12 protein-coding genes are annotated in these 13,283 nt (G+C 60.9%); 6 read left to right on the top strand and 6 right to left on the bottom strand.

The features are described from left to right. Window positions 1-25: 25 nt before the first annotated feature. On the bottom strand, window positions 26-1,390 hold the full coding sequence (gene mgtE / locus A3A9_RS0128555) for a magnesium transporter (RefSeq protein WP_027061687.1): 1,365 nt from the start codon (window positions 1,388-1,390) through the stop codon (window positions 26-28). Window positions 1,391-1,661: 271 nt separating this feature from the next. Next, window positions 1,662-3,554 (bottom strand): ABC transporter ATP-binding protein/permease, encoded by a 1,893-nt coding sequence (locus tag A3A9_RS0128550; protein WP_027061686.1) that lies wholly within the window; start codon window positions 3,552-3,554, stop codon window positions 1,662-1,664. 592 nt (window positions 3,555-4,146) lie between these two features. On the opposite strand from A3A9_RS0128550, the gene A3A9_RS0128540 reads away from it, so the two are divergent. Then, complete coding sequence (locus A3A9_RS0128540; protein WP_027061685.1) at window positions 4,147-4,581, top strand: hypothetical protein; 435 nt, start codon at window positions 4,147-4,149, stop codon at window positions 4,579-4,581. A gap of 27 nt (window positions 4,582-4,608) precedes the next feature. Here A3A9_RS0128540 and A3A9_RS0128535 read toward each other — a convergent pair whose 3' ends face one another. Both A3A9_RS0128535 and A3A9_RS0128530 read right to left on the bottom strand, forming a co-directional pair. Continuing rightward, a complete protein-coding gene (locus A3A9_RS0128535; protein WP_027061684.1) occupies window positions 4,609-5,289 on the bottom strand; it encodes a DsbA family oxidoreductase in 681 nt (226 codons plus the stop codon). A 17-nt stretch (window positions 5,290-5,306) separates the two neighbouring features. Beyond that, on the bottom strand, window positions 5,307-7,124 hold the full coding sequence (locus A3A9_RS0128530; protein WP_027061683.1) for an extracellular solute-binding protein: 1,818 nt from the start codon (window positions 7,122-7,124) through the stop codon (window positions 5,307-5,309). A gap of 233 nt (window positions 7,125-7,357) precedes the next feature. On the opposite strand from A3A9_RS0128530, the gene A3A9_RS0128525 reads away from it, so the two are divergent. After that, window positions 7,358-7,987 (top strand): invasion associated locus B family protein, encoded by a 630-nt coding sequence (locus A3A9_RS0128525; RefSeq protein ID WP_027061682.1) that lies wholly within the window; start codon window positions 7,358-7,360, stop codon window positions 7,985-7,987. An 81-nt stretch (window positions 7,988-8,068) separates the two neighbouring features. Here A3A9_RS0128525 and hspQ read toward each other — a convergent pair whose 3' ends face one another. Further along, window positions 8,069-8,392 (bottom strand): heat shock protein HspQ, encoded by a 324-nt coding sequence (hspQ, locus tag A3A9_RS0128520; protein ID WP_027027770.1) that lies wholly within the window; start codon window positions 8,390-8,392, stop codon window positions 8,069-8,071. 155 nt (window positions 8,393-8,547) lie between these two features. Next, a complete protein-coding gene (locus A3A9_RS0128515; RefSeq protein ID WP_027061681.1) occupies window positions 8,548-9,756 on the bottom strand; it encodes a UbiH/UbiF family hydroxylase in 1,209 nt (402 codons plus the stop codon). A 71-nt stretch (window positions 9,757-9,827) separates the two neighbouring features. Between A3A9_RS0128515 and A3A9_RS0128510 the strand changes: the two genes are divergently transcribed. From A3A9_RS0128510 to A3A9_RS0128495, 4 genes are read left to right on the top strand one after another with little or no spacing between them, the layout of a single operon-like run. Beyond that, window positions 9,828-10,757, top strand: a complete 930-nt coding sequence (locus A3A9_RS0128510) for a DUF2182 domain-containing protein (protein ID WP_027061680.1) — start codon at window positions 9,828-9,830, stop codon at window positions 10,755-10,757. 14 nt (window positions 10,758-10,771) lie between these two features. Further along, window positions 10,772-11,386, top strand: a complete 615-nt coding sequence (locus A3A9_RS0128505; RefSeq protein ID WP_027061679.1) for a DUF1326 domain-containing protein — start codon at window positions 10,772-10,774, stop codon at window positions 11,384-11,386. A gap of 23 nt (window positions 11,387-11,409) precedes the next feature. Next, the gene (gene pcsA, locus A3A9_RS0128500) at window positions 11,410-12,231 is read left to right on the top strand and encodes a phosphatidylcholine synthase (protein ID WP_051371223.1); all 822 of its coding nucleotides are present in this window, start codon (window positions 11,410-11,412) and stop codon (window positions 12,229-12,231) included. 22 nt (window positions 12,232-12,253) lie between these two features. Continuing rightward, the gene (locus A3A9_RS0128495; RefSeq protein WP_027061677.1) at window positions 12,254-13,231 is read left to right on the top strand and encodes a quinone oxidoreductase family protein; all 978 of its coding nucleotides are present in this window, start codon (window positions 12,254-12,256) and stop codon (window positions 13,229-13,231) included. The last annotated feature ends 52 nt before the right edge of the window (window positions 13,232-13,283 follow it).

Raw genomic sequence — 13,283 nt, 5'->3', positions numbered from 1 at the left:
CCGGCAGCGGAGACAGTTGACGCCGCTACAGCAGCGTGCCGCGCAAGATGACCATCGCCACCGAGAAATAGATCACCAGCCCGGTCACATCGACCAGCGTGGCGACAAATGGCGCCGACGCGCTGGCAGGGTCGAAACCGATCCTTTTAAGCGCGAACGGCAACATCGAGCCCGACAAAGAGCCGAAGGTGACGATGCCGACCAGTGCCGCACCTACCGTGGTGGCGATCAGCGGCCAATGCGGCCCATAGTCGTAGAAGCCCATGTATTGCCAGAGCGCGATGCGGCAGATGCCGACCACACCAAGCATGGCGCCGAGCACGAGACCGGTGGGCAATTCACGCAATGCCACCCGCCACCAGTCACGAAGACCGATCTCGCGCAGCGCCAGCGCCCGGATGACAAGCGAGGTCGCCTGCGAGCCAGAATTGCCGCCGGAGCTCATGATCAGCGGGATGAACAGGGTCAGCACGATCGCCTTCTCCAGTTCGCCCTCATAGCTCTGCATGGCATTGGCGGTCAGCATCTCCGAGATGAACAGCGCGCACAGCCAGCCGCCACGCTTCTTGATCATGGCGAGGAAGCTCATCTTCATGTAGGGCTCGTCGAGCGCCTCCATGCCGCCGAAACGGTGCACGTCCTCGGTCGTCTCCTCAATCATCGTATCGATGATGTCGTCGATGGTAACGATGCCGAGGATCTTGCCATGGTCGACCACCGGGACGGCCAGCAGATCATATTTGGAGATCGTCTGCGCCAGGGTTTCACGATCGGTCAACGGGGTGACCGTTACCGGCACGCGGTCCGGAGCGACCGACATGATCGAGTCTTCCGGCTCACCGGTGATGAGCCGGCGCAGGCCGGTCGACCGCACCAGAAGGTGCGTCTCGGGATCGACGATGTAGATCGCGTAGACGGTCTCGCGCGTCCGCTCCACTTTTTTGATGTAGTCGAGTGTGCGCCCGACGGTCCAATCCGAGGGAACGCTGACGAACTCCGTCGTCATGATCGATGCGGCGCTGCCTTCGGGATAGCCCAGAATGGAAAGCAGCGTCGCGCGCAGCGGCGGCGCTAGCGCACCGAGCAGCTCGGAGCGTGCCGGCTCATCGAGTTCGCGCAGGATGTCGGCCGTCCGGTCGACCGACATGGCGGTGAGCAGCTTGCTTGCCTTGGGACGGGGCAGGGCCTCCGCGAGTTCGGGCGCGCCCTCGAGTTCAGGCTGATCGAATATCTCGACCAGCCGCTCGAAGGGTACGGCGCAAAGCAGATCCGTCGCGGTCTCGCGCGATTCATGATTGAGCGCCTCGACCACGTCGGCGACGTGGTCGTTTGCAAGGATGCGGGCGATGGCGACAGCCTCGTCGTCCGCTACAGGGGAAAAATCGTTCATGGTTCACTCCTTGCCGTCCGGCAGGACATGAACCATTCAGGTCACGTCTAGGCGGACGGCGGTTGCGTTCGACTAATACTGTCGCCAGGCATGGCGCGGTGACCTTTCCGCTTGCGGGTTCGGATTCGACTGTCAGCAAGCCGGCGCAACATAGGAGCGCGCCTTGCCGAGTCAATCGCGGTGGGGAGGGAAAACGGTGCCCGATGGCTCCGATCGCGAGACTGTGATCACCGACTGCCGCCAGATGCGGCAAGTCACGGTGAAATCATCGTTATTTCTGCTTCAGCCGGCGCGAGAAACGCAGCCATTTGTCCTCGACCGGCCGTGGCTGCGCCAGAATCGTGGTGAGCTCGACAGGCAAGGCCGGCGCCAGCGGCTTCTTGGTGGCGACACCGTCGGCGATCAGGACGATCGAGTGGTAGAACTCGGTGCCGGCGGCCGATCGCGGCGCCACCGCCTCATGCATGACGCTGATCACGGTGACATCGGGGCAGTTGTCCCTGATCGCCTGATGGAAGGCAATCTTGCCCTCCGGGTCGAGCGCACCGGTCGCCTCATCGAGGAACAGCAGTCCCGGCTGCTGCAGAATGATGCGAGCCACCACCAGCTTCTGCTTCTGGCCGCCCGACAGAACCTGGTCCCAGCTTTTGCCTTCGCGGTTCTCATTGGCCATGTGTTCGATGAAGTCGCCGAGGCCGGCCTTGTGCAGCGCGGACGCGACCTGGGCGTCGCCATGGTCGTACTCGGAGCCCGGCAGGCAGACCAGCTGCTTCAGCGACACTTGCTGCAGCTTGACCTCCTGGGCAGCATAAAAACTCTTCACCCCGTCGGGGAAGACGATGGTGCCGCGGCCATACGGCCACAGGCCGTTGATCGCCTTGATCAGCGAGGTTTTGCCGCAACCGGATTCGCCCTTGAGGAACGTCCATTCGCCACGGCGGAAGCGCAAATTGGCGGCGCTCAGGAACGGTGTGGCGTCCTCCCCCTGATGTGCCAGCTCGAGCTTCTGGATGGTCAGGCCAAAAACCGGGTTCTGGGTACCGTAGTGGAAGTCCGACTGACCGGTCTGGCCGTAGAACTCCTGCGGATGCTGGACATTCTCGATCGCGTTGGCGAGTTCGGTGACACGCTGGCTGTTGGCACGCAGCGAGGCGATGGCAGGCATGACATGGATGAACCACGAACATTGGCCGATCAGCGAATTGACCAGTTCGGAGCCGGTTATGTAGCCTTTGAGATCAAGGCCATTGTGGATGAACGGCACCAGCCCCGGCCCATAGGCGACAATGCGGGCACCGATGAAATTGTAGATCAGCTCGAATGACATGTAGACGGTGTTGACGATGTTCAGCCGCGACCAGGTTCCGTCGATATCGACATAGAGCCGGCGGTGCATGGTCTTCTGCACGCCTTCACCGTGCGATGCCGCGACATGGAAACTGCGGCGCAGGAAGGTGGTCAGTTCGCCGCGGTAGCTGCCCTCGGCCTGCTGCATCCGAATATTCAGGCGCTCTAGCAGGCCGCCGAGCTTGACCGCGATCCAGGTGTTCAGGGGCACATAGGTGGCGACTGCCAGGAAGGCCAGGACGGCACTGCCGTAGCTGCCAAGGAATTCCAGCCCCTTCACCTCCACCGACGTTTCGAGCAGTTTCTGGCCGACGAAATAGAGTGAGGTGGCGACGCCAAGCACACCCATGGCGAGGCCGATGGCGCCACCTGTCATGTCCTTGATCGATTCTTGCATGCGCTGGTCGATGTTGTCGGGAGCCGACGTGCCGGCACCCGTCGAAGCATGCTGGGCATGGAAATGCGTGTGATTGCCGTCCAGCAACGCCTCGTTGAAACGGCTGTCCAGCCAGCCGCGCCATTTGCGGTGCAAGGTCACCGAGACAAGATTGCGGATGCCCGTGAAGCCGGCATCCTTGAGCACGACCAGCAAGACAAGGATGCCGGCATTGACCAGCAGCGTCCGCAGCGGGGTGGTGTTGGCGGCGTCATGGAAGAAGGCGATCGAGTTGACCAGTTCCCCCGAGGCTTCGGCGAACCAGACGCCCGCCTTGCTGGACAGCGCCGTGAGCAGCGCAATCACCAGCGTCAGCGTCCAGGCTTCTTTCCACCTGTCCGAGACCCAGTAGGCCTTCATCAGGCCCCAGAAACTGCGCATCGAGGATACCGGCGTTAATTGCGAACGCCCTGGGGCATCGCTTTGTAGTCTATCCGGTACTGACTCCTGCGATCGTCTGCCGATCCGAATCACGATCCCGCCCAAACCTTTTTTGTTTTGTTACGGATGGTAACACCAATTGATCATTTTCCATTAATTTTAAACCCAGCCGACCGGATTGCCCCGAAAGCCGTTGCCCTGAGGCAACAGATTCAAGGCTGAATAGCCTTCAAAACAGCTGGCGAAAACCAGGATATTTCTCTTGATTTCAAAGTGTTGACCGAAGCCGACGCGTATATTTGAAGGCTTCCCCAGGGGAAGCATCGCACACGGTTTTGTGAATCAAAAAATCGTCCGAACAGGTCGACTTTTTACCGCGGACGGACCTGAACGGCTGAAAAATGCCGTTCGTAGTCTCACCAGACTTACCGTCATCGTGCTTGCCGGAGGCCGAGAAATGACCTGAGACGGCCTTCGCGGCAGGGTCGTTATGCGAAGAGTGCCGTTTGACAAAATACGCACATGAGGTTGAACCTAATCTGGGGCTGTCGGCACCAATGCATATCAGGTTCTCCAACAAGGAAGCTTTCCAATGCTTGCACGCGCAGCCGCACCCGCAATCCTGTTGCTTTTCGCCTGGTTGCCTGTGGCGCATGCCGGCGATCAGTCCATCCCGGCAAGTTCGGAAGGGCAGGTCGAATTCAATGCCCCCTCCGGCAACATCGGCTGCATCTACACGCCGAAAGGCGGCACCAGTACCTATTCACCACAGGACGGCGGTCCGGAGCTGAGCTGCTCCCGGGTTGAACCGAGCTACGTGACCGTAATCCTCGGCCCGAAAGGGCCGGCCACCCTGATCAAGAACCCCGGTGAACAGAGCTGCTGCAGCGACGTAGACAAGCTCGACTATGGGAACAGCTGGAGCCAGGGGCCGTTCACCTGCCAGTCTTCGACCAAGGGGCTGACCTGCACCGGCAGCAATGGTCACGGGTTCTTCGTCAGCAAAGCCAAGGTGACGGTGCAATAAGCTGCAATGTCCGCGGAGGCGAAGGCCCTAGCCGACCTTGTCCAGTTCACCGCGCGCCTTGGCGGCCGCCACCTGGCGGATGGCATCAGCCAGCGTGTCGACGTCCTGTGCTCCCACCACGGCATATTTGCCTTCGAGCAGGAAGCACGGCACGCCTGATATGCCCATGCGAGATGCCGTGGCGATCTCGGTGCGTACCGCTTCGACATCGGCGTCGGTCGGCAAGAGCGTTGCGACCACGGACGCGTCCATGCCGGCCTCGCGGGCGGCTTCGACCAACACGGCATGGTCGCCGATATTGGCGCCCTCCTCGAAATTCAGCTGGAACAGGCGACGGACCAGCTTGTTTTGCACGGCTTCGCCAGCAGCGCCGGCCCAGCGGATCAGGCGGTGCGCATCGAGCGTGTTTGGCGCTACCTTGATGGCATCGAAGGCGAAGGAAATGCCCTCTGCCTCGCCAAGCGGTTCGATGCGGGCATGGATTTCGCGAATGCGCTCGTCGCTGCCAAACTTGGCCAGCATGTACTCCCGGCGGTCCTTGCCTTGCGGCGGAATGGTCGGATCGAGCTGGAACGGCCGCCAGCGGACATGCACCTCGGCGTCGCCAACAGCTGATAATGCTTTGTCGAGCCGTTTCTGACCAATGAAACACCAGGGGCAAACGACGTCGGACACCACATCAACGGTGATGGCGTTCAATTCGCTCATCTCGATCTCCCGAATCTTCAGTTAGCCTTGCGCCACCAGGTCGGCAGTTGATAGCCAAATATGGATGTCTTCTTCGGATGTTCCAAGTAGCTCCAATAGGCGATCCATTGCTGGGTATTGTATTGGGTCGGCACCATGTAGTTGCCCGAGATCAGCAGCCGGTCGAGTACCCTCACGGCCGCGACATAGTCTTCCTTCGAACGAGCGCGCAGCATTGCCTCGATCGCCGCATCAACAGCCGGGTCGGCGACCCCGGCAAGATTGAAGGAGCCTTCCGCCTTAGCCGCCTCGGATCCCCAGCGTCCGAGCTGTTCGAAGCCGGGCGAAAGTGAATTGTTGAAGCCGCTCGAACCAATCAGGGCCTCGAAATCGAAGCGCTGCTTGCGCGATTGAATCTGATCACCGTCGAGGCTGCGAATGGTGATATTGATGCCGATCTTCTCAAGTGTGCGCTGATAGATGCCGGCCAGGCGCTCCTCATCTTGCGAAGCAACCAGCATTTCGAAACCGAAGGGTTGCCCGCCGGGATCGAGCATCGTCCCGTCCTTAACGTGATAGCCGATGCTTTTAAGCAGATCGAAGGCAGCTTTCAGCACTTTGCGGTCCTGACCTGAACCATCGGTGACGGGTGGCCGGTATGTACCGTCCATGACATCGGCCGGTACGCGGCCGGGGTAGGGCGCCAGAAGCGCCTTTTCCCTGTCATCGGCCGGGTGGCCGAGCGCGGAAAGCTCAGAGTTCTGCCAGTAACTCATGGCGCGCGCGTACTTGCCACCGAACAGGTTCTTGTTGGCCCATTCGAAGTCGTAGAGCATGCCAAGTGCACGCCGCACCACCGGGTTGGAGAACTTTGGCAGCCTGGTGTTGAACAGGAAGCCGGTCACAACAGGCGGAATGCCGGTATCGAAGGTCTCGGCGATCACGTCGCCCCTGTGGAAGGCCGGGAAATCGAGATCGCGCTCACGCTTGACCGGATCGCTGTCGTCGTCGATGGCGCAGAGACCCTTCTTGAAGGCCTCGAGCTTGGCGTTGGCGTTGAGAAAATATTCGATGGTGATCTGGTCGTAATTGTCGAAGCCGCGCTTGGCCGGAACGTCCTTGCCCCAATAGTCGGGATTGCGCTTGAACACGATGCGCTGGCCGGGCGCCACCTGGCCAATGGTGTAAGGTCCACTGCCAACGACCGGCTTCAGCGTTGTCTTATCGAAAGTCTCCTTGTCGAAGGCATGTTTCGGGATGATCGGCGTAAGCGCGATGATCAGGGGTGTTTCACGATTGGCCTTGTCGTTGAAGGTGAAGCGCACGCTGTGGTCACCGGTCTTTTCAAGCTTGGCGATCAGGCTCATGCGGGCGCTGTAGGGGGGGCGGCCCTTGTCGGTGAAGACATCGTAGGTGAACAGCACATCCTCCGGTGTCACCGGTTGGCCGTCCGACCATTTTGCATTCGGGTTGAGGTGAAACTCAATCGACTTGCGTTCCGGATCCATGTCGGCACTGTCGGCAAGCAGGCCGTAGAGGCTGAAGGGCTCGTCATAGTTGCGCTGCATCAGCGGCTCGAAGACCAGATTGCCGAAGATCGTGTCCATCATGCCACGCGCCGTCGTGCGCAGGCTTTTGAGGATGAACGGGTTGAGATTGTCGAAGCTTCCGACGACGCAATAGGTAATGCTGCCGCCCTTCGGCGCGTCGGGATTGACGTAGCTGAAATGCGTGTAGTCGGGCGGCAAGGCGGGTTCGCCCTGCATCGCAATCGCGTATTTTGGCCCCGACAGCGCGGGCGGTGACAGAGAGAGAAACGATATCGCGGTGATCAGCCAAACAAGAACGCGGCCCATGACCGTCTCCTTAACAGGTCGGCTTGATGATTCGGTGCGCACCCTAGCATGAGGCAGCGGTCTGCCGGCCAATGGGGTCTTCAAGAATTACAAGTGGGCGGGCTGGATTCGGCACCGCTTGCAGTGTAACACGCCGTCCGAAGTCATTCTGTTGCCTCATTTCGGCAACAGGTAGCTGGACCACACGGCACGAAGAAGCCGGTCCCGGGATCATTTGAGAGGAAGTGCACGACATGACGAGCCTGAACAGCAATGCGTACCGCCTGTCGGTCATGGCCGCTGGCGTGATCGGCTTTCTGGGCGCAGGACTTCCCTCTGCTTCCGCACAGCAGCAGCAACAGATTCCGCAGGGCTGGTTCAAGGCCTGCACCAAGCAGGAAGACGTCGATATCTGCAACGTCCAGAACATCACCACCGCCCAAAACGGCCAGTTGGTCACTGGCGTCAGCCTGATCGAGTTGAAGGGCAAGGTGAACCGCAAGGTGTTCCAGGTGACCGTTCCCACCGGCCGTCTGGTCGGTGCCGGCATCGGCCTGCAGATCGACACCGGCAAGGCGCAGAAGCTCGACTACGTGGTCTGCTTCCCCGACCGTTGCGTGGCGGAAGTGCCGCTGACCGACCAACTCGTCGGCGCCTTCAAGAAGGGACAGGCGATCACGCTGACCTCGATCAATTTCCAGAACCAGCCGAACCCGATCAAGGTCGCGCTGAATGGCTTCAGCGGCGCCTATGACGGCCCGCCGCTGCAGCAGTCCGACATCGAGGACCGGCAGAAGAAGCTTCAGGATTACGCGGCCAAGAATCAGCAGGACTTCGCCAAGAAGCTCAAGGACGAGCAGGACAAGGCAAAGACCGCCAACTGATCACCGGCATCGGGCCAATACCGAAAGCCAAAGAAAAAGCGGGGCATGCCCCGCTTTTTTCGTTCCAGGAGCGCCCGGATCTCAGTGCCTGGACTGCCGTTTCGGCTCGTAGCGTCCATCCGGCTTCTTGTCGAACATCTCCTTGATCTGCGGGTGGCGGACAGGTTCTCCCGACTGATCCTCGAGCAGGTTCTGCTCCGAGACATAAGCGATGTATTCGGTTTCCGAATTCTCGGCGAGCAGATGGTAGAAGGGCTGGTCCTTGCGCGGCCGCACATCAGCGGGGATGGCTTCGTACCATTCGTCGGTGTTGGCGAATTGCGGATCGACGTCGAAAATAATGCCCCGAAACGGAAACAGCCGGTGGCGAACCACCTGTCCGATCGCGAATTTGGCTGTTTTCATTGCACTCACCACTGAATTCCTTGACTTTATTTGGCGCAGACTCCGAGTCAATTCAATCCCGAAGCGTTTGAGCGCCTTCAAGCTACGCAGAATTCGGAGCAAAGGTTTTTGATTGACGTCGCGATGTCGCGATAAAGCCCGCAAGATCGCTACTGCTACCGCACTGGCTTTCGCAGGCCACCCGCAAGTGCCGCAAAGCCGCTGCCGGGGCGAAGCCCCTCACGCATGAACAAGGCGCGCAGCGGTGCAAAGCCGCCGAGCACGCTGAGACCGGCGCCGCGCGCCATCTGCGCCGGCAGCATATCGGAGAGCAGAGACATGTTGAGCAGATTGACAGCGCTGCTGCGCGCCAGAATGTCGGGTCGGCGCCTGAAATCGTAGGCGGCAAGCGCCTTGGCCGCGCCCGGATCTTCACGATTTTCACCTGCAATGCCAACCAGATCGTCAATATCTCTGATGCCAAGGTTGAGACCTTGCGCACCGATCGGAGGGAACACGTGCGCGGCCTCGCCGACAAGCGCCACGCGCTGTCGGGCGAAGCGCAAAGGAGTCACCGTCGAAAGCGGATAGATCTGCCGGCCCGGCTCTACCGTCACCCGACCCAGCATCGACTGCATCTGCTGCTCGACCCGCAGTGAGAGCGTGGCGTCATCCAGCGCGGCGAGCGCCTTGGCGGTTTCCGGCTTGACCACCCAGACGAGGCTTGAGCGATTGCCGGGCAGCGGAACCTGCGTGAACGGACCCGTCTCGGTGTGGAACTCCGTCGAGGTGAAGGCATGCTCGCGGCTATGGCCGAAATTGAGCACCAGCGCTGCCTGCGGGTAGGAGCGTGCGGCAGTCGAGATGTCCGCGGCCTCGCGGGCAGGCGACTGGCGTCCATCGGCCGCGACCGCCAGAGATGCGCCAACCTCGCTGCCGTCGGCGAGCATTGCATGGGCCTTGTCGGCGCCGAGAGTCCAGGTTCTGACCATCGACCTCAGCCATTCGATCCCGGAATGCGCAGCCACCTTGCCGGCAAGCGCCGGGCCAAAGACGCTGTTGGGCAGGTTCAACCCGAATTGATCCTCGTCGATCTCGCTGGCGCGGAAGGTGACGACAGGGCTGCGGATCAGCCGGCTGGTCGCATCGACGATGCGCATCACTCGCAAGGGCGCGGCCTTGGGTTTGATATCTTGGAGGACATCGAGCCGCTCAAGCACCCTCAGGGCTGGGTTCATGAGCGCTGTTGTGCGGCCATCGGGTGCCGACGCCTCAGGCCCGACCAGCGTCACCGGAAACCCGGCATCAGCGAAAGCGAGCGCTGCGATCAGCCCTGCCGGCCCGGTGCCGGCGATCAGTATCCGCGCTGTTTCCTGATGCTCCAAGGTCGGCTTCCGGCTTGCTATGCGAGGCGGTCCACCAGAACCTGCCAGTCTAGCAGCATATAGGTCAGTTCATGCGGCTTGATCAACGCGGCGATTCGGCCCATTCGGATATCATGATCGGCCAGCACGACGATTTCAGCCATCTCGACCGCGCCGGCCGCGCCACGGCTGGTATCGCGCGCAACCCGCGCTTGGCCGTCAATATCGTCGTCGGCGCAAGCATTCTGCTCGCCTGGCTGCTGCTCGCCGCGATGGCGATACGCGGCGCCGAGGCCGGGGGCGGCGCGCCGGGCGACACGCTCCTGCGCGGCCTGCCACAGTTGCCGCTGCCCGATTTCCTGGAACGGTTCTTCGCGCTTTGCCTGTCGCCGGCGCCGCTGGACGCAAGCATCGGTCCGCGTGCCCTGGTGCTCATAGCGATGTGGTTGCTGATGGCGATCGCGGCGATGCTGCCGTCCGCGGCGCCGATGATCCGCACCTATTGCGAGATCGCCGATACAGCCCGGATCAAGGGCGAGCCTGTCGTTCATCCGCTGGTGCTGGTTGCCGGCTATCTCGGCGTCTGGTTTGCCGCCTCGATCCTGTTCGCGGCTCTGACGCTGGCTGTGCATACAGTCGCTGCGCCCGGCGGGATATTCGATCCGGTGCTTGGCGTTGCCGGCGCGCTGGCATTGCTGATTGCCGGCCTCTACCAGTTCAGTGGTCTCAAGGAAGCCTGCCTGAAGAAATGCCGCAACCCGTTCTCGATCCTGTTTTCGAACTGGAGCGCCAAACCCATCCGCGTCTTCCGGCTCGGCATTGTGCAAGGCATCTGGTGCCTCGGCTGCTGCTGGGCACTGATGCTGGTGATGTTTGCCGTAGGCGTGATGAACATCTTCTGGATGGCGCTGATCGGCGTGTTCACCCTGATTGAAAAACAGACAGCGACCAGCCTTCCAACCCGGCTGGCCGGTGCGATACTGCTTGTCTGGGCAGCCGCGCTGCTAGTAGTCTCGCTGTGAGTGGGGGGAATTCGATGGCAGATCAAGGCTGGGCAATGAAAGGAGAGCTCGTACTCTCCTGCAATTGCACGGTTTTTTGCCCTTGCGTGCTGTCGCTCGGCAATCACCCTCCGACCGAGGGCTATTGCCAGACCTGGGCGGGTTTCCGTATCGATGCCGGTCATTTCGGCGAGGTCGACCTCTCCGGCCTCAACCTTGGGTTGGTCATGGAAATTCCCGGCTACATGAGCCGCGGCAACTGGACCGCGGGCCTGTTCATCGACAAACGCGCCTCGGTCTACGCGGTCAAGGCATTGACGAAGATCTTCACCGGCAAGGCCGGCGGGACAACGTCGCTGCTGTCGATCCTGGTAGGAAAATTTCTAGGTGTCGAACAGGTGCCGATCACCTATGAGACGCGCGACAAGACGCGAATCTTCCAGATACCGAAGATCATCGACGGGGCGGTCACGCCAATCGCCGGCAAGGATCGCGACAAGGATACGGTGATCACGAATTCGGAATACTGGATCGCGCCGGAGATCATCGTGGCTCGGTCCGACAAGAGCAAGATGCGGGCCTTTGGCCGCAACTGGAATTTCGCCGGCCGCTCGGCCGAAATCTGCAAGCTGGATTGGCGGGGCCCGTGAGCAAGAACACATCTGCCAGGAATATGGGGGCCAGGAACCTGGCGGCACGCAAAGCCGCCAAGAAGATCACGGACCGGATTCCGCGACCGAAGAAGAAAGTCACCTGGCCACAGGCAAGGGCGTTCTCCGTCCATTTGCTGACGGCTTCAGGCTCGTTCCTTGCCTTCCTGTCGCTGGTGGCGGCGAGCGAGGAGCGCTGGACGGCGATGTTCTGGTGGCTTGGACTGGCGCTTTTCGTCGACGGTATCGATGGGCCGATCGCCAGGAAGCTGGAGGTCAAGGAAATCCTGCCGACCTGGTCGGGCGAACTCCTCGACAACATCATCGACTACGTGACCTACGTGCTGATCCCGGCCTTTGCGCTCTATCAGCGCGGCTTCATGGGCGAGGGCCTGTCGTTCCTGTCGGCGGCGATCATTGTCGTCTCCAGCGCGATCTACTACGCCGATACCGGCATGAAGACGAAGGAGAATTTCTTCAAGGGATTTCCCGTGGTCTGGAACATGGTGGTGTTCACGCTGTTTGTCATCGAACCGGGACAATGGGTTTCGTTCGCTGTTGTGGTGGTGGCCGGTATTCTCACCTTCGTGCCGATCAATTTCATTCATCCGGTGCGGGTGGTGCGGCTTCGGCGCATCAATCTCACAATGACCCTGTTGTGGTGCGCTTTCGGTGCGCTTGCTCTAGCGCAGGCGGCACTTGCCGCCTTCTACGACCAGATCGGCGTGCTGGGCGAGCAGGTCAGCACTTTCATCAAGATCGGCATCACCGTCAGCGGGCTCTACCTCGCCTCTATCGGTGGGATCATGCAGTTCTTTCCAAATCTCGGCGCCAAAAAGGCCTGATCCGCCAGAGGAATCCCAATCCATGCCCAAAGCAATCCGCATCCACGCCCATGGTGGCCCGGAAGTTCTGACCTATGAGGACACCGATCCCGGCCAGCCAGGTTCGGGGCAAATCCTGATCAGGCATACGGCGATCGGCCTCAACTTCATCGATGTCTACCACCGCACCGGTCTTTATCCGCCGCCTGGCGGTTTTCCTCTGATTCCGGGCAGCGAAGCCGCCGGCGTGGTGCTGGAGGTCGGTGAGGGCGTCGACTGGTTGAAGCCGGGCGACCGGATTGCCTATTCGACGAATGTCGGTGCCTATGCCGAGCAGCGTGTCATTGCCGCCGACCGCGTGGTGAAGATTCCCGAAGGCATCAGCGACGAACAGGCCGCCGCGATGATGCTGAAAGGCATGACCGCGGAGTATCTGCTGCGCCGGACCTTCAAGGTAAAGGCCGGTGACACGATCCTGTTCCATGCCGCGGCCGGCGGCGTCGGCCTCATTCTCGGCCAATGGGCGAAACATCTGGGCGCAACCGTCATCGGCACGGCGAGTACAACCGACAAGATCGAGCTCGCCAGGGCACATGGTTTCGATCACGTCATCAACTACAAGGAGCAGGATTTCGTCGCTGGCGTCGCGGCCATTACGGGCGGCAGGAAATGCGACGTCGTCTACGATTCAGTCGGTAACGACACATTTCCGGCTTCGCTCGATTGTCTCAAGCCACTCGGCATGTTCGTCAGCTTCGGCCAATCCTCAGGACCGATCCCGCCGTTTTCGATGTCGCTGCTGGCCCAGAAGGGCTCCTTGTTCGCCACCAGGCCGACGCTGTTCGTCTACAACGCCAAACGCGAGGACCTCGATGCCTCCGGGGCTGCGCTGTTCGAGGTCGTTCTCAGCGGCGCCGTCAAGATCCAGATCAACCAGCGCTACGCGCTCAAGGATGCGGGCAAGGCGCATGCCGACCTCGAGGGCCGCAGGACAACAGGGACGACCATTCTCATCCCTTAGTCCCTTCTGCCTTGCTATCCCTTGAATTTCCGCTGAAATTCTTGAAGCTCTT

Origin of the sequence: Mesorhizobium loti CJ3sym (assembly GCF_000472785.1) — a bacterium.
In the GTDB taxonomy this organism is placed as follows: Bacteria; Pseudomonadota; Alphaproteobacteria; order Rhizobiales; family Rhizobiaceae; genus Mesorhizobium; species Mesorhizobium loti_E.
This window is presented reverse-complemented; position numbering and strand designations above follow the sequence as displayed.